An 18,648-nucleotide genomic window follows, 5' to 3' on the forward strand; every position below is an offset into this window, starting at 1 on the left:
GGATGAGGCAAGGCTACCTGCAGGCTAGCCTCAAAGCTGCTGCAAACGCAGCAGGGCGATTCGGTCGATCTGCGCCAGCGCTTCGCGGAACTCGGTCTCGGGGTCGTTGTGGATACGCTGCTCGAACGCGGCGAGGATCTGGTGCCGGTCGCTGCCGCGCACCGCCATGATGAACGGAAACTGGAATTTTGCCTTGTAGGCGTGATTGAGTTCGGTGAAGCGGGCGAATTCTTCGGCCGTGCACAAATGGATGCCGGCGCCGGCCTGTTCCTGGGTGCTCGACTCGGTCAGCTCACCGCGCACTGCCGCCTTGCCGGCCAGATCCGGGTGGGCGTTGATCAGCGCCAGTTGTTCGGCATGGCTGGCGGCCGCGAGCACCGAGCCGAGGCGTCGGTGCAGGCGCTGCACATCATCCAGTTCGGCACTGTCGGCCTGATCGAAGGCCCGCTCGGCGACCCACGGCGAATGCTCGTAGATGTCGGCGAAGGTCTCGATGAAGGCGGCGCGGTCCAGCTTCGACGGCGTGACGGTCTTGAAGGCGGTCATCGGGCGCTCCCTGCGCGGTACGGGTGGGTCGCGTGCCAGTGGCGGGCGATGTCCACGCGCCGGGCGAACCACACCTGCTCGTGGCCCTTGGCGTAGTCGATGAACCGCTTGAGCGCGGCGATGCGCGCCGGACGCCCGACCAGCCGACAGTGCAGACCGATGGAGAGCATCTTCGGCGCCTCGGCACCCTCGGCATAGAGCACGTCGAAGGCGTCCTTGAGGTACTGGAAGAACTGCTCGCCGCAGTTGAAGCCCTGAACCTGGGTGAAGCGCATGTCGTTGGTGTCCAGGGTATAGGGGATCACCAGGTGCGGCTTGTCGGTGGGCGTGTTCTTCTCCCAGTACGGCAGGTCGTCGTCGTAGGTGTCGCTGTCGTAGAGGAAACCACCTTCTTCCATCACCAGGCGCCGGGTGTTGGGGCCGGTGCGCCCGGTGTACCAGCCCAGCGGCCGCTCGCCGCTGATCTCGGTGAGGATGCGGATGGCCTCGAGCATGTGCTCGCGTTCCTGGGCCTCGTCCATGTACTGGTAGTCGATCCAGCGGTAGCCGTGGCTGCAGATCTCATGGCCGGCCTGGACCATGGCACGGATCACGTCCGGATGGCGCTGGGCGGCCATGGCCACGGCGAACACCGTCAGCGGCACGCCGCTGTCCTTGAACAGCTTCAGCAGGCGCCATACCCCGGCACGGCTGCCGTATTCGTACAGCGATTCCATGCTCTGGCAACGCACGCCCTGTAGCGGCTGCGCGGCGACCATCTCGGACAGGAAGGCTTCGGACTCCTTGTCCCCGTGCAGAATGCAGCGCTCGCCGCCTTCCTCGTAGTTGAGCACGAAGGACAGGGCGATGCGGGCGTTGCCCGGCCATTGGGCGTGGGGAGGTTGGCTGCCGTAGCCGATCATGTCGCGAGGGTAGTCAGCGCTCACTGCGGTATTCCTTATGAACGTGGAAGCGGGTGGTGACGACCGCGGCGGGTTGTCGCAGGCACCGGAGTGGGCTGATTGTATACAACCTGTACGGTAATTTGTAAGCCCGAAATGTCGTGTTTATCTTCGGTCGTCGTCTTTGGGCAGGTTTTCACTGCCTTGCAAGAAACCTGCCCATTCAGTCAGGTATCAACACGCAGAGTGGCATAGTCACAATGGGCGCACAATCATCTGTGTCAGAAGCACCCCGTCTGACCCAGAGCGGCAGTTGGTCGTAAAAATTGTGTACAATTTTCCAGCCAGATGCCCTAATGAGCACGTTTTCGGCGCTCGCTGCCCTGCAATGGGACACGCCGCCGCTCTTCGCCCAGATCAATCACAAGAGGCCTCATACCGATGGGACGTTTGACCACTCACGTGCTGGACGCCGCACACGGCTGTCCGGGCAGCTCCATCACCGTGGAGCTCTACCGGGTGCAGGATCAGCATCTGGAGCTCGTCACCCAGACCACGACCAACGGCGATGGCCGCGTGGACGCGCCGCTGCTGGAAGGAGAAGGTTACCGTACCGGTGTCTACCAGTTGCAGTTCAGCGTCGGTGACTACTACCGGGCGCGGGGCGTTGCGCTGGGCGATGCGGCGTTTCTCGATGTAGTGGTGCTGCGCTTCGGCATCGATGAAGGCCAGGACCACTATCATGTGCCGCTGCTTATTTCACCGTATAGCTATTCGACTTACCGCGGAAGCTGACGGGTAGTCGAAAGTCTCTTCGTAGGTAGTTGCCCGCTCTCGCATGGGCGGGCTTTTTTCATTTCGTAAAAGCTGTGACAGACGCGGCTTTTGCCGCTCCATGGCGCGGCTCGGCATGCTGGCGGCGTGCCTGAGCGCAGCGCGCTGAGCATCTGCTTTTCACTCCAAGCAAAAAGTTCCCGAATAGTCATGTTTATTTGACGCCACTATATTGCCACCTTATGATGCGCGCCGGTTACTGGCGTATGGCCATATAGAAGGGATCTACCGATGTGGCGTTCGGAACGCCGGACTTGGCTTGCGCTGCTGTCCGCACTTGCATACCTGAGCACCTCCGGCATGGCGCACGCCGCCTCGCCGCTGGACACGCCGGGGACCACAGACCTCATCCGCGAGCGCCAAGATCGCCTGCTCGAAGAGCAGCAGCGGCGCCTGGAGGAACTCAAGGAGCTGCCTGGCAAGTCGACGCTACCCGCCACTCCTGCGGCGCCAGTCGACAGTCGCTGCTTCGAGATCGAGCGCATCGAACTCGTCGGCGCCGATGCCCTTTCGCAGCGCGAGCGCGACGCGTTGGTTGCGCCCTACATCGGCCAGTGCCTGGGTGTGCCGCAGCTTAACGCGGTGCTCAAGGCGATCACCGATCACTACCTGGCCCGTGGCCTGGTCACCAGCCGGGCCTACCTGCCGCAGCAGGACCTCTCCAGCGGCACCCTGAAGATTCAAGTCGTCGAAGGCCGGCTCGAAGGCTTGAAGGGCGCGGACGGCAGCGGTGTCACCCCCCGACAGTTGGCGATGACCTTTCCCGGCAGCCGCGGAGAGTTACTCAACCTGCGTGAAGTCGAGCAGATGGTCGATCAGCTCAACCGCTTGCCCTCCAACCAGGTGCGCATGGAGTTAGCGCCCGGCAAGGCCGTAGGCGGCAGCGACGTGGTGGTGCAGAACACCCCGCAAAAACCGTGGCGCGTCGGCTTGTCGCGGCACAATGGCGGCCAGCGCAGCACCGGCGAGCAGCAGTGGGGCGCCAGCCTGGACTGGGACGATCCGCTGGGGCTGGCGGATCAGCTGTCGTTGCGCGGTGGTCACGACGCACTCAGCGATCACCAGAAGAGCTCGCGCAACTCGGCGCTCAGCTATAGCCTGCCGTTGGGCTGGTGGACCCTCAGCTACAGCTTCAGCCAGAGCGACTATCGCTCTGAGGCGCAGGCCAACGGCTTCACCTTCAAGCAGACCGGCGACAGCCAGAACCACCAGGTGCGCCTGGAGCGTGTCATCCATCGCGATGCCCTGAGCAAGACCTCGCTGAACACCGGGGTGGCCTACCTGCGCACCAACAATTACATCGAAGACAGCAAGCTGGCGCTGAGCAGCAACCGCCTCAGCGAAGCGCAGTTCGGCATCAACCATGGCCGGCGTATCGGCGGTGCCTTCCTCAACATCGACCTGGGCATGCAGAACGGCATCGGAGCCTTCGACGCCCAGGGCAATCATCACCCGCACCCAGGTCAGGCGGATGCGCGCTACCGCAAGTACACCGCCACGTTGAGCTACCTGCATCCGTTCACGCTGTGGGGCGAGTCGCTGAGCTTCAGCAGCCTGATGACCGGCCAGCGCAGCGAGGATGTGCTGTTTTCGCCACAACGCATGAGCCTGGGCGGGCAGTCGTCGATTCGCGGCTACAAGGACCAGATGCTGGCCGGCGACAGCGGCGGCTACTGGCGCAACGACCTGCGCTGGAGTCGCCCGATGACCTGGGCCTGGCTGCAACCGGTATTCAGCCAGTACGGCGCCAGCCTGGGCTACGACCAGGGCGTGATCAGCCACGGCCGCTACAACGCCGAGCAACATGGGCGCATGAGCAGCCATTCGCTGGACCTGTTCGCTGGCGGAAAGAACCTCTCGCTGGCGGTCACCTTCGCCCGTTCTCTGGAGCGACCGGCCGCCGTCACCGAGCGTGAGGCGCCGATCTACTTTCGCCTGGACCTTCTCCTGTAAATTTTCGTCGTGCCTTCGGGCACTGGGGTAACACATGGACGTTCGCCAGTACGCCTTCCTCGTGCGTCAGCCTTCTGCTGCCGTGAAGAGCCGTTCCCACTTCCTGGGAATGCCCAAGCGCGGGCTGGCCTTCATCCTGGCCAACGCCATGTTCTGGCAGCCCTTGCTGGTGCAGGCCGAGGGCATCGTGGTCAGTGCGCCGGGCACCACGCTCGGCCAGGCCGGCAACGGCGTGCCGATCGTCAATATCGCCGCGCCCAACGGCAATGGCTTGTCCCACAACCAGTACCAGGACTACAACGTCGGCGCCAACGGGGTCATCCTCAACAATGCCACCGCGCGCACCCAGGCGACTCAGTTGGGTGGCATCATCGTCGGCAACCCGAACTTCAACGGCAGCGCCGCCAACGTAATTCTCAACGAGGTCAACGGCGCCAGTCCCTCCCAGCTACGTGGCTACACCGAAGTGGCGGGGCAGGCCGCCCATGTGATCGTCGCCAACCCCTACGGCATCAGTTGTAACGGGTGCGGCTTCATCAACACGCCCCAGGCGACCCTCACCTCCGGCAAGGCGGTGATTGAAAGCGGCCAGGTCGCGCGCTATCAGGTCGACCGCGGCAGTGTGGCTATCGAAGGCTCAGGCCTGAACGCCAGCAACGTCGATCAGTTCGAGATCATCACTCGCGCTGCCACCCTCAATGCGCAGATCCAGGCCAACAAGCTGGCGATCGTGACTGGTCGCAACGACGTCGACGCGCGTACCTTGAGCGCCACCGCGCGCGCCGCAGATGGCAGCCAGACACCTGAGCTGGCCATCGACGCCTCGGCGCTTGGCGGCATGTACGTAGGCGCCGTCAAGCTGATCGGCACCGAGGCTGGCGTCGGTGTACGGCTGGCCGGCGACATGGTCGCTGGGGGTGACATCCAGATCGATGCGGCGGGTCATGTGGTCATGGGCCAGGCCTCCGCTGGCAGCAGCATCAGCGTCCAGGCGCAGAGCCTCGATGCTCAGGCGCCGGTGTACGCCGGGACCGATCTGTCGATCAAGACCCGCGCAGCGCTGAACAACCAAGGCAGCTTGGCGGCCCGGAACACCCTGACGCTGGACGCCGACGGACGCCTCACCAACCGCGGCATCATCGAGGCCGGCGTCAACGCTGACAACAGCCGCAATGGCCAAGGCGATGTGCGGGTCAAGGCACAGCATATCGACAACACCGGTCGCAGCGTCATCGCCAGCCGCGCGTTGAGTCTCACCAGCGGCGAAGTGTTGAACCAGGGTGGCACCCTCAGCGGTCAGCACAGTGCGCAGGTGACCGCTTCTATACTGGACAACCAGAGCCAAGGTCGCGTGCTCAGCGGCGGCAGTGGGCTGATCGCTGCCGAACGTCTGCTCAATGCCCAAGGCGGCCTGATCACCGCTAGCGGCCCCTTGACCGCTTCGGTGGGCCAGCTCATCAACGCGCGTGGCGAGCTGTCCAGCCTGGCGCAGGTCACGCTGCAAGTGGCTTCGCTGGATAACGTCGCGGGGCTGGTGTCGGCAGGGCAGGGCCTGAGCCTGACGGCCCAAGGTGCGGTCGACAACCAAGACGGTCGGATCGTTGCGCAGCAGGCCGTGCAGCTCGCGGCCGCCGCGCTGAACAACGGCCAGCAAGGCGTGCTCAACAGCCAGGGCAGCCTGGGCATCGAGGTCGGCGGCGCCCTGGTCAATCGACAGGGGCGCATCGAGTCCAGCACAGCCGCCTTGGTCAAGGCCGGTACGCTGGACAACCAGGGCGGCAAGCTCATCAGCCAGCAGACCCTGGACCTGAGCGCCGGTGCGGTCGACAACGGCGCCGCCGGTGAGATCGGCAGTGCCCAGGGGCTCAGTGCCAACCTTGGCAGCCTGGACCAGCACAGCGGCGGACGTTTCTACAGCAACGCCGATCTGGGCCTGAACCTCAACCAGGGCCATCTGGACAACCGCAGCGGCCTGATCAACGCCGCCGGGCAATTGACCTTCGCCAACCTCGGCGGCGTCGACAACCGCCAAGGCGAAATCTCGAGTGCGCGCGCCTTCGCCATAGCGGCGCGCAGCCTGGACAATGGCGCTGGCAAGCTGCTCAGCGATCAGGGCCTGACCCTGCGCATTGCCCAGGTCCTGAACAACGGTGCAGGCTCGATCGTCGCCAGTGGCCTGCAGATCGAGGCTGCCACCGTGGCGAACGACCAGGGCGGCACCTTGAGCAGCCGCGACACCCTCGGTATGCGCATGACGGGGGCGCTCGACAACCGCGGCGGCCACCTCGCCAGCACTGCCGCCAGCCAGCTCGACGTGGGCAGCCTGAACAACGCGGGTGGCCGGCTTTCCAGCCAGGCCAGCCTGCGTCTGGACCTCAACCGCGGTCACCTGGACAACCAGGGCGGTCTGATCAGCGCCCCTGGCCAACTCCTGCTGAACAACCTCGACAGTGTCGACAATCAAGGCGGCGAGCTGTCCAGCGCCACCGGCTTCACACTGGTCGCCGACACTCTGGACAACCGCAACGGCAAGGTGCTGAGCGACCGATCCCTGAGCCTGACGCTCGCCCGGGTATTGAATAACGCGGCAGGCCGGCTCAGTGCCGCGTCGCTGCAAGTGCAGACCGCCAGCATGGACAACAGCGCCGGCCATCTGCTGGCGCGTGACGGGTTGGGTCTGGGCGTTGCTGGCGGACTGCTCAACCGTGGTGGCGAGGTAGTGGGCCAGGATGTGCAGCTCACCGCCGGATCGCTGGACAACGGCCAGGGCCAGGTGCAAGGCGAGCGCTTGCTGAAGATCGTCAGTGGCCAATTGAGCAACCGCCACGGCACGCTCGCCAGTAACCAGAATCTGCAGATGACCGCTGCCAGCCTGGACAACGCCTTCGGTCGTCTCACCAGCAGTGCCAGCCTGAGTGCGGCGATCGCCGGTAACCTGCTCAACCAGAGCGGGCTGCTGACCACAGGCGCCGACCTGGACCTGAGCGCTGCCAACCTGAACAACCAGGCCGGCCAACTGGTCGCAGGCGGCGCCCTGCAATTGCGCGGCGCGCAGCTGGACAACAGCCAGGGCGGTCGCGTCACCGGCAACACCGTCAATGCCTCCGTGACCGGCCTCGATCAGCAGGGTGATGGCCGCCTCTTCAGTCAGGCAGGCCTGAGCCTGGACCTGGGCGGCGGCCACCTGAACAACCAGGGAGGGTCGATCACCGCCCCCGGTGCGCTGCTGCTCACCGGACTTTCCAGCGTCGATAACCAGGGTGGGCAGATCTCCAGTGCCCAAGGCTTCGGCCTGCAAGCGGACAGCCTGGACAACACCGGTGGCAAGGTCTTGAGCGAGCGGACCCTGGAGCTGCGCATCGCCCAGGCGCTGGAGAACGCCAAGGGCATGATCGCCGGTACTCACCTTCAGGTGCGCAGCGCGCGCCTGGGCAACCAGCAGGGCACCCTGAGCGCCCAGCACAGCGCCAGGCTGAACGTCGATGGCCTGCTGGACAACCGCAGCGGCAAGCTATTGGCCAGTGAGCTTGGGTTGGACGCAGGCGCCCTGGACAACGGTGCCGGGCAGGTCCAAGGCGACCGCAGCCTTGCCCTCGCCACGGGTGCGCTAACCAACCAGCGCGGAAGCCTGGCCTCCGTCAACAGCCTCGCACTGACCGCCACCAGCCTGGACAACACCGAAGGCTCGCTGACCAGCGAAGGTACCCTGACCGCCGCCATCGCCACCCACCTGCTCAACCAGGCAGGCATGCTGGCCGCCGGTGGCAACCTCAGCCTGACAGTGGGCAGCCTGGACAATCGAGGTCAAGGCCGTATCAGCAGCAAGACGGACCTGAGCCTGGCCGGCACGACACTGGACAACCGCACCGGCACGCTCGGCGCGGTCGGCGCACTCGAGCTGGTTGGGTCGAGCCTGGATAACCGGCAGGGTAGCCTGTACGCCAACCAGCGCCTGGAACTGGCGTTGACCGATGCGCTGGACAACAGCCAGCACGGCAGCCTGCGCGGTGAAGTGGCGCTGCGCCTGAAGGCCGGAGAGGTGAACAACAGTGAGGGTGGACGCATCAGCGCCGGGCAGTCGCTCGAGGCCAGCGTCACGGGGCTGGACCAGCACGACGATGGCCGCCTGAGCGGCCAGGGTTCGGTTCGACTGGATCTCAACCTCGGCCTGCTGAACAACCAGGGCGGGACCCTCAGCGCCACGGGCCCGTTGCTGTTGAGCAACCTGCGGCAGGTCGACAACCAGGGCGGGGAGATCTCCAGCGGCCAGGCCTTCACGTTGATGGCCGACACGCTGGACAACCGCAACGCCAAGGTGCTCAGCGAGCAGGCCCTGACCCTGCGGATCGCCCAGCTGCTGGACAACACCAGAGGGCAGGTGTCCGCCAAGCGCCTGGCGGTGTCCGCTGGCACGCTGGACAATCTGAGCGGCACGCTCGGTGCCGGCGAAGACCTGACCTTGCAGGTCGAGGGTGCCCTGGACAATCAGGGCGGCAAGCTGCTCGCCCGCGCCGCTTCGCTCCAGGTGGGCGCCCTGGACAATCGCCAGGGCTTGGTGCAAGGCGACACCACCCTCGAGCTCGCCAGCTACGGCGCCGTGGATAACCGCCAGGGCACGCTGTTCGCCACCCAGGCCCTGGATCTCAGCGCGGCCAGCCTGGACAACAGTGGCGGTAAACTGAGCAGCGATGCGCAGCTCACGGCGACCCTCGCCGGCAACGTGCTCAACCAGGCCGGCCTGTTCATGGCTGGCGCCAGCCTGCAACTGAGTGCCGCCAGCCTGGACAACCGCAACGGCAAACTCGCCAGCCAGGCACACCTGACCGCGTCCATCGCAGGCCAGGTGCTCAATCAGACCGGCGACCTCAGCGCAGGCGCCGACCTGCAACTGCGCGCCGACAGCCTCGACAACCGTGTGCGGGGTCGCGTCCATGGCCATGACCACCTGAACCTGTCGGTCGCCGGCAGCCTAAACAATGCCCACGGCACCCTCCACAGCGACGCCGGCCTTGCGCTCGCAGCCGCTCAGGTCGACAACAGCGGCGGCGGGCGCATCACCAGCCAGCAGCAGCTCACGGCCTCGGTCACCGGCCTGGACCAGCATGACGACGGCGGTCTCTACAGCCAGACAGGGCTCAGCCTGAACCTGAACCACGGCCATCTGGACAATCAGGGTGGGTTGATCCACGCCCCAGGCGCGCTGCTGCTGAGTAACCTCGCCAGCGTGGACAACCGTGGCGGGGAAATCTCCAGCCCCCAGGCGCTGACCTTCGCTGCCGATACGCTGGACAATCGCCACGGCAAGTTGCTCAGTGAACAGGGGCTGCTGGTGCGCATCGCCAATGCGCTGGACAACACCCAAGGCCTGGTGCGCGCCAACGCTGTGGACCTGCGCGCCAACAGCTTGGTCAACGCCGCCGGCACGCTCAGCGCCCGGGACGCGCTGACGGCGCAGATCGCCACGACCCTGAACAATGACCAAGGACAGATCCTCGGCGCTACCACCCACCTCACCGGGGCCACGTTGGACAACGCCCAGGGCCTGATCCAGGGCGACCAGCAGCTGGCACTGCGCGACTGGCAGACGATTTCCAACCATCACGGTCGCCTCGTCAGCGGCCAGGCCCTGAGCCTGGACGTCGCCAACCTGGACAACAACCAGGGCACGCTCACCAGCGACGCCACCCTCGACGCCCTGGTCAGCGGCCAGTTGCTCAACCAGGCAGGGTTGATCGGGGCCAGCGCCCGCCTGCGGCTGAACGCCGCCAGCCTGAACAACCAGGTCAAGGGCCGGATCATCGGCCGCAGCGACCTGGATCTCACCTTCGGCCACTTCGACAACCGTGGCGGCAGCGCCGTGGCTGTGGCGCAACTGCGGGCCAAGGGCACCTCGCTGGACAACCGTGACGCTGGCCTGGTCAATTCAGGCCAGGCCATGAATCTGACGCTGGACACGTTGGACAACCGTGCCGGGGAGGTCTCCAGCGTGAGCGCGCTGACCCTCGCCGCCGGCGAACTGGACAACAGCGCCGGCGCCCGGATGCTGGCCAACGGTGACCTGCAGCTGACCGTGCAGCGCCTGAACAACCAGCTCAAGGGCATCATTGCCGGTCAGGCTTCGGTCACGCTGAACACCGTGCAGTTGCTCAACAGCGGCCAGGGCAGCCTGTATGCCAAGGGCGGCATGACGGTCACGGCCAGCGAGCAGTTCGACAACCAGCAGGGCGCGCTGCGCAGCGATGTTGGCCTGGACGTGAAGGCCGGCACCCTGGATAACGCCAATGGCCGTATCAGCAGCGCTGCGCCGCTGGTTCTGGCAAGCACTGGCATGGTCGGCAACCGCCAGGGCGAACTGCTCAGCGCCGCAGCCTTGACCTTGTCAAGCGCCGGGTTCGACAACCAGGGCGGCACCCTGGCCGGCGACGGCGCCGTGCAGGTCACCACCGGTGCCTTGAACAATCAGCAGGGCGGCCGCCTGACCAGTGCCGAGCGCCTCGACCTGGTGGCCGGGGCGGTGGACAACCGTTCCGGCGGACGCATCGCCAGCAACGACGCTCTCACCGCCAGCTTCGCCAGTCTCGACCAGCGCGGCGGCGGCAAGCTGTACAGCACGCAGGCCCTGACCCTGGACATGCACCAGGGCCACCTGAACAACGCAGGTGGCCTGATCAGCACGCCCGGCCCGCTGGTGCTGAAGAACCTCGCCAGTGTGGCCAACCAGGGCGGCGAGATTTCCAGCGAACGAGCCTTCGTGCTGGCGGCCCAGCGCCTGGACAACAGCGGCGGCAAGCTGCTGAGCGACGAGGGCCTGACCGTCGTCCTCGAGCGTGTGCTGAGCAACGTGAAGGGGCAGGTGTCTGCGGCAGGGCTGAAGGTGAAGGCTGCGACTCTGGACAATACCGACGGCGTGCTCGGCAGCGAACAGGATCTGGCACTGACCGCCACCGGCGAACTGATCAACCTGCGCGGCGAAGTCTCCAGCGCCGGCGCCAGCCGGGTCGAAGCCGCGAGCCTGGACAATCGCGCCGGTCAGGTCATGGGCGATGTCAGCCTAGACCTGTCGACCCGCGACGGCCTGAACAACCGGGGCGGCACCCTGGGTGCCGGACAACGCTTGCAGGTGACCAGCGCCAGCCTGGACAACAGCCAGTCCGGCAGCCTGGTGAGCGACGGCGCGCTCAGCGTGAAGGTCGACGGTCTGCTGGACAACCAGACCAAGGGTCGGGTGATGGCTAACGCCGGCATGGAGGTGCAGGCCAAGGTGCTCGACAACCGTGGCGGGCGCGTCTCCGCGCAGCAGCAACTCATGGTCCGTGGCGAGCGCCTGGACAACCGGGGTGGTGCAGTGCGTGCCAACCAGGACCTGAGCCTGCACATGGGTCAGCTGGACAACCGCGAGGGGGTACTCAACAGCAAGCAGGCCCTGGCCATCGCCGGCCAGGCGCTGCTTAACCAGGCTGGCCTCGTCAGTGCCATCGGCCCCGTAAGCCTGACCCTGGACAGTGTCGAGAACGCCCAGGGCCGTATCGCCAGTCAGAGCGACCTGCGCGCCGCGGTTGGCGTGCTGAATCAGCAGCGCGGCGAGCTTGTGGCCCAAGGTGAGCTGACCCTGAGCGGCACCACCCTGGACAACCGCGACGGCGGTCTGGTCGGCGCTACAAAAGCGCTGAAACTGACCCTCGACAGTGTCGATAACCAGGCCGGGGAAATCTCCAGCCAGGCCGGCGCCGAGCTGGGTGCCCAGCGCCTGGACAACAGCGGCGGCAAATTGCTCGCCGGCACAGCCTTGCACCTGGCCGTGGCGCAACTGATCAACCAGGCCAAAGGCCTGGTATTCGCCCAGAATGCGCGCCTGACCGGCGTGAGTCTGGACAACAGCCAAGGCACGCTCGCCGCCCAGCGCGCACTGGCGATCGAGCTGGGCGCCGGCCTGGACAACACCCAGGGCCTGCTCAGCAGCGAAGGCACCCTGGCGCTCGCGGGCCAGCGTATCGTCAACAGCGACGGGCGTATCACCAGCGCTGCTGCACTGGGTCTGACCAGCGCCGGCGAGGTGCTTAACCAGCGCGGCGTCATCGAGACCGCGCAGAGCCTCACGCTGGCCAGCGCCAGCCTGGACAACAGCCAGCAGGGCCTGCTCAAGAGCCAAGGCGCCGCGAGCCTTACCACCGGTATCTTCGACAACACTTCGGGCGGTCGTCTGCTCGCGGCCGAGGGGCTCGACCTCAAGGCCACGCAGCTCGCCAACGGCGGCCGTATCGCCAGCGCCGCGACCTTGAATGCCAGCCTCGATGGCCTTACCCAGCAAGGCGGCGAACTGCTCAGCAATACCCAGCTGAACCTGGACCTCAATGGCGGTGACCTGATCAACGCCGGGTTGATCAACGCGCCCCTGCTGATGCTGAAGAACCTGGGCACCCTGGACAACCGCAACGGCGAGGTGTCCAGTCAGAACGCGTTCGCCCTGGCGGCGCGCAGCCTCGATAACAGCCACGGCAAGCTGATCAGCAACCAGGGACTGACGTTGCGCATCGAGCAGGTCCTGGCCAACGCCAAAGGCCATATCAGCGGCGCCGGCCTGTACAGCCGCAGCGCCGGCCTGGACAACAGCGACGGCGTGTTCAGCAGCCGCGGCGGTCTGGACATCGGCGTCGACGCTCTGATCGACAACCAGCGCGGCACTCTGATCGGCGACGGTCAGGTGCTGCTCAGCGCTGCGAGCCTGGACAACCGTGGTGGCGAGATCGCCGGCAAGGCCGATCTGACCGTCAACGCGACCCTTCTGGACAACCGCAGTGGTCAACTGGTCGGCACCCAGGCCCTGCACCTGACCGGCGCCAGCCTCGATAACCGGGCCGGTCTGGTCGGCGCCACAAACGCGCTGAAACTCGACGTCGACACGCTCGACAACCGGGCCGGCGAGCTGACCAGCAACGCCGACCTCAGCCTCACCGGCCAGCGTCTGGACAACGGCGACGACGGCCTGATGTTCGCCGCCAGCGGCCTGACCCTGGCCGTCGAGCAACTGTTCAACCGCCAGGGCGGCACGCTCCGCGCCCAGCACGTTGACCTGACCGGTGCCAGCCTGGACAACGCCGGCGGCAGCGTCCTCAGCCAACAGCCGTTGCACCTGCGACTGGCCGGTGATCTGGACAACCGGGGCGGCCTGCTCAGCAGTGAAGATCGCCTGGACATCGAAGCCCGCAGCCTGGACAACAGCGGCGGCAGTGTTTCCAGTGCCCAGGGCCTGACGGTGGCGGTCAGCGGCCATTTGAACAACCAGAACGGCCAACTGGTCACCGACGGCGCCTTGGCCCTTGGCAGCGCCGCCTTGAGCAACCAGCAAGGCGCCATCAGCGGCAAGGCTCAGGTCACCGTCGACACCGGCGTGCTCGACAACCTCAACGGCCGCCTCAACAGCGGCGACACCCTGCACCTCACCGCCAGCCAACTGAACAACGGCGGCAGCGTCGGCAGTGCCAAGGCGCTGAGCGCCAGCGTCGGCGGCTTCGACCAGCAGGGCGGCAAGCTCTTCAGCCACCAAGGCCTGACCCTGGACGTGAAGTACGGCCAGTTCAGCAACCAGGGCGGCTTGATCAACGCGAGCGGTCCGCTGGTGTTGAACAACCTCGCCGAGGTCAGCAACCAGAACGGCGAGATCTCCAGTGCCGAAGCCTTCACCCTTGCCGCGCAGAGCCTGGACAACAGCAACGGCAAGCTGCTCAGCAACCAGGCCCTGGTGCTGCGCATCGATCGCGCCCTGACCACCGTAAAAGGCCTGATCGGCGCGGCCAGCCTCGATGCGCGCGCCGCCACCGTCGACAATCGCGGCGGTACGCTGACCAGCCGCGGCGACCTGCAACTGACCAGCGATGGCCTGCTCGACAACCGCGACCAAGGCCTGATCAGCGCCCGGCAGACCCTGGCAGTGCGCAGCGCCGACCTGAACAACCTCAACGGCAGCCTGCTCGGTACAGCAGGCGTGACGCTCACCGCCCTGGCCCTGGACAACAGCCTGGGCGGCCTGATCAACAGCCAGGGCACCCTCGACCTGAACGCCGCCAGCCTGAACACCGGCAGCGGTGGCGAAGTCTCGGCCCGGGGCGCAATGGGCCTGACCCTGAGCGCCCTGGCGCTGGCGGGCGGTCGGTTGATGGGCGAGCAGGGCGTGACCCTGGACCTCAACGACAGCGACCTGGACAATCGCAGTGGGCAGATCCTTGCCAAGGGACCGCTGACCCTCAAACGCCTGCGCAGCTTCAGCAACCAGAACGGCGAACTGTCCAGCCAGGGCAGCCTGAACCTGAGCACGGGCACTCTGGACAACAGCGGCGGCAAGCTGATCAGCAGTGAAGTGCTGACACTCGAAGCCGCCAGGCTGATCAACCAGAACGGCCTGATGTCGGGCTGGCAAGGGCTGAACGTCGGCGGCGGCAGCCTCGACAACCGCCACAACGGCACCTTGTCCAGCCGCAGCGGCGCGGTCGATGTGCGGCTCTCCGGCGAACTGCTCAATGCCGGGGCCGGCGCTCTGGTCAGCCAGGGCGCGCTGACCGTCAGCGCTGCCAGCCTGGATAACAAGGGCGGCATACTGTCCAGTGGCGCAGGGCAGACACTGGTGGTCAGCGGTACGCTCGAAAACGCCAGCGGCGGCCTGATCGACAGCGGCGCGGAGCTCGATGTACAGGCGGCCAGCCTGAACAACACCGCTGGCACTGTCACAGCCCAGCGAGCGCTGGCCGTCACCGCCACCGACCTGGGTAACCAGAGCGGCATCCTGGCCAGCAATGGCCGCCTGACCCTCGATCTGCTGGGCCGCCTGGTGAACACTCAGGGCAAACTGGCCAGCGCCGGTGCATTGCTGTTGCAGCGCGCCACCCAGGTGGACAACCAGGGCGGCCAGATCGCCAGTCAGGGCGTGCTGACGCTGCTGGCCGGCGGCATCGACAACCGCCAGCGCGGCACCCTCGCCGGCAAGGACCGAGTGACGCTCACCAGTACCGGCGTGGTGCAGAACGATGCTGACGGCTTGATCTACAGCCAAGGCGCGGACGTGCAACTCAGTGCCGTCAGCCTCAGCAACCGCGCGGGCGTCATCCAGGGCCAGCAAGGCCTTGGCCTGAGCATTACGGGCGGCCTGGACAACGAAAGCGGTACGCTGCTGGCCCAGACAGGCGACCTGACCGCCACGGCCAGCACCCTCGACAACCAGGGCGGCACGCTGGCCAGCGTGGCGGGGTTGCTCGATGTCCGCGTTGACGGCCCGTTGCTCAACGGCGTCGATGCCGCTCACAAGGCAGGCGTGATCCAGGGGCAGCGCTTGAACCTGGTGGCCGCCAGCGTCGACAACCAGCGCGGCGGCATCGCGGCGCAAAACGGCGACGCGCTGATCAATGCCCGCTTCTTCGCCAACGCCTACGGCGGCCTGTATGCCAAGCACCTGCTCCAGGTAGTGGGCGCAGCGCTGGACAACAGTGCCGGTCAAATAGCGGCCAATCGCCTGGACCTGATACTCGACGGCCAGCTCGGCAACCGTGGCGGCATCGTCGAAAGCGACACCGTGCTCAACGTTCGCGCCAGCGCCGTTGATAACCAAGGCGGTCAATTGCGCGCCCTGGGCAGCAGCGGCAAGACCGATTTCCAACTGCTTGGCGGATTCGATAACCGCAGCGGTCGCCTCGAAACCCGCAACAGCGACCTGACCCTGAACGCCACTGGCTTGCAGAACCAGGGCGGTAGTGTGCTGCACGGTGGCACCGGCACCTTCGACATTGCCACTGCTACCCTCTTGGCGGCGGGCGGCGACGTGGTCACCAGCGGTGGCCTGACCCTCACCGCCGATACCTGGACCAACAGCAGCGTGATTCAGGCGGGCCGGCTGACGGTGAATGTCGCTGAGCTGAGCCAGACGGCCACGGGGCAGTTGCTGGCAGCGGAGCGTTTCTCCGGCAGCGGCAACAACTGGAGCACGGCTGGGGTCATCGCCAGTGACGGAGGGCTTGACCTGAACTTGATCGGCCGCTTGAACACCAGCGGCCGCGTCAGCAACCTCGGTGTCATGGACCTCAAAGTGGGTCAAATGGTCCTGGGCAGCGGCGCCAGCATCGCCTCAGGTGCGGATGCGAACTTCACGGTCGGTGGCCAGTTGAGCAACGCCGGACGACTGACCTCAAGCGCCAATCTGACCATTCACGCCGCGGGTATCGACAACACGGGCTCGCTGGGCAGCGGGCAACGGCTGACCCTGAGCGCTGGCGATCTTTCCAACCAGGCCGGCTTTATCTACAGCGGGGCCGACATGGCCCTGTATGGCCAGCGAGTGACCAACCGCCAAGGGGATATCTACAGCCTGGGCGACATTCGTGTCGCCCAGGATGCGCAGGGCACGCGGTCAGCGTTGCTTGAGAACCTGTCCGGCACGTTCGAGAGTGTTGGCGATTTCACCATTGCCGCCAGCAGCGTTCGCAATGAGCGCGTGGATTTCACGCTCAGTTCGACGCTGCAATCCGGTTACATCGGGGTGCGCTGCTACAGCTGTACCAGCTATATGGACCACAGAGGGCAAGTCATCTCGGAGTCGCATCTTGTATGGGGCAAAACCTACACTTTCCAAGCGGTTGGGCAGGTAGAGAAAGAGTCAAGTCTAGTGGCCGGGCGCAACTTGAGTGTGATGAGTGAGACATTCGCGAATACTAACTCGACGATTTCCGCAGCCGGCGATATCACAATCAATACAGGGCTATTCAGCAATACCGGGACCTCGTTAGGTGACTATTCCGAACTCACGTACATCGATGTCGGTTATGTAGATCCTAGACTGTGGTTAGATATCACACGCTACAACGCAGACAATGATGCAGGTTACACCGGCGGCGTCCGTTTTTGGAACGCTGCGGATGAACAATCGATGAGTTCAATCACTCGTGGTAGTCGAACGGCTGGAAACGGTAATACTTACGCTTGGTTGAACATTGCTAGTATGGGAGTAACTCTTGCTGAGGGAACCCACGTCCCGACCAGTTTGACTGCCTACACCCCCACCCCAAATTACGGCAACGGCCAGCCTCGCACTGCGCCGGCAGTCATCCAGAATGCCACACCGTTCCGCATCGAGCGTGTGGAAAATGCCGGCTCCAGCTACTTACCCTCGGTGGTGCAGGCAGGCGGTGCAGTCGCCATCACAGCGGCCAGCACCCTTTCCAATGGAGTGGAGCGGGCGCACAGCCCAAGCGCCTCGACAGCTGCGAGAGGTCTGGACACCGCCGCTCTGGGTGCCGGTGCGGCACCCATCATCGTCGTGAACCGGCAGCTGCCGCCCGACCTGGCCCAGCAGCAGGTCAACCCCGTCGCGCTTCCAGGCTTCAGCCTGCCCACCGGCCAGCACGGTCTGTTCCGTTTGAGCGGGCAGGGCGCCAGCAGTGTGCAGATGACCCAGGCCGACGCTGGGCCTGCTAGCTGGACCCTAGGCGCCTCGACCGTCGGCCTGGCGCAGCGCCAGCAGCACCTGCCCGCCACCCTAGGCCGCACGATCCAACTGGCCGAGGTGGCCCAGGTAGCGGCCGACAGCCGTCAGGTATCGGTGGAAGCGCGCGACGCCAGTGCCATCCACGCCGACATCCGCGCGGTCCGCGTCTCCGGCGTGGGCGATGCCGAAATCGGCACCTTGCAACCCGGACGCAGCGGCGGCGGCACCATCAGCACAGTCGACGGCATCACCGTACGCAAGCCCGGAGGCGGTTTCCAGGCTGTGCTCGACCTGACGCGTCCAGATACCGATCTGTCTGGCCTGACGCTCGCCGAGCGTGACGCGCGCATCGTACTGACCACCCACGACGTCAACCGTCCCGACGACACCGGCCCCGAGTTGAACGTCCCCGGCCTGTCCACAGCCGAGCGCGGCACTCAGGTGATCCCCGGTGCAGTAGAGAGCGTACGTCCAAAACTCGATCTGCCTGACGTTGCCCCGCTGGCGCCCGCGCTGCAGGTCTCCGTCGAGCGGCCGCAACCGTCGACCGTGGTCACGGTAGCCCCCATCCAGCGAGATCTGGTGGCAGCCACCTCTGTGGCCGGTCAGCCGGTGCCCGCGAGCACCATCACCCGGCCAGGCCCGATCACCCTCGAGGCGATCGCCGCCGAGCCGACCCCGGTCACCAGCCAGACCATCGAGCGCGTCCAGGGCCTTCCGGAGAAACGTGCGGTGACGCAGCCGCACAAGTATCTGGTCGAGACCAATCCGGTGCTCACCGACCTGAAGCAGTTCATGAGCTCGGACTACCTGCTTGCCGGCCTGGGCTACAACCCCGACGAAAGTGCCAAGCGCCTCGGCGATGGCCTCTACGAGCAGCGCCTGGTCCAACAGGCGGTGGTCGCCCGCACCGGCCAACGCTTCCTCGCCGGCCAGACCACCGACGAAAAGCTGTTCAAGCACCTGATG

General features: G+C 65.8%; 5 protein-coding genes. 3 read left to right on the forward strand and 2 right to left on the reverse strand.

All coding sequences use genetic code 11. The features are described from left to right. Nucleotides 1–30: 30 nt before the first annotated feature. Nucleotides 31–546 carry a 2-oxo-4-hydroxy-4-carboxy-5-ureidoimidazoline decarboxylase gene (gene uraD / locus IAE34_RS20315; RefSeq protein ID WP_200140741.1) on the reverse strand — a complete coding sequence of 172 codons (516 nt, stop codon included), beginning with the start codon at nt 544–546 and terminating at the stop codon, nt 31–33. After that, nucleotides 543–1,472, reverse strand: coding sequence for an allantoinase PuuE (gene puuE / locus IAE34_RS20320; protein WP_200140742.1), 930 nt, complete (start codon nt 1,470–1,472; stop codon nt 543–545). The genes uraD and puuE overlap by 4 nt, the downstream gene beginning before the upstream one ends. A gap of 396 nt (nt 1,473–1,868) precedes the next feature. On the opposite strand from puuE, the gene uraH reads away from it, so the two are divergent. The 3 genes from uraH to IAE34_RS20335 all read left to right on the forward strand — a co-directional run. Then, entirely contained in the window at nt 1,869–2,222 is a 354-nt protein-coding gene (uraH, locus tag IAE34_RS20325) for a hydroxyisourate hydrolase (protein WP_200140743.1), read from the forward strand. A gap of 270 nt (nt 2,223–2,492) precedes the next feature. Beyond that, on the forward strand, nt 2,493–4,214 hold the full coding sequence (locus IAE34_RS20330; protein ID WP_200140744.1) for a ShlB/FhaC/HecB family hemolysin secretion/activation protein: 1,722 nt from the start codon (nt 2,493–2,495) through the stop codon (nt 4,212–4,214). A gap of 34 nt (nt 4,215–4,248) precedes the next feature. After that, the coding region (locus IAE34_RS20335; protein ID WP_200140745.1) for a two-partner secretion domain-containing protein at nt 4,249–18,648 on the forward strand (14,400 nt) is incomplete at its 3' end.

Source organism: Pseudomonas sp. S30 (assembly GCF_016518545.1).
Classification (GTDB): Bacteria; Pseudomonadota; Gammaproteobacteria; order Pseudomonadales; family Pseudomonadaceae; genus Aquipseudomonas.

Bases quoted from the DNA above. Each gene is read 5' to 3' on its own strand.
- uraD (WP_200140741.1), bottom strand. From the start codon at position 546: ATGACCGCCTTCAAGACCGTCACGCCGTCGAAGCTGGACCGCGCCGCC.
- uraH (WP_200140743.1), top strand. From the start codon at position 1,869: ATGGGACGTTTGACCACTCACGTGCTGGACGCCGCACACGGCTGTCCG.
- IAE34_RS20330 (WP_200140744.1), top strand. From the start codon at position 2,493: ATGTGGCGTTCGGAACGCCGGACTTGGCTTGCGCTGCTGTCCGCACTT.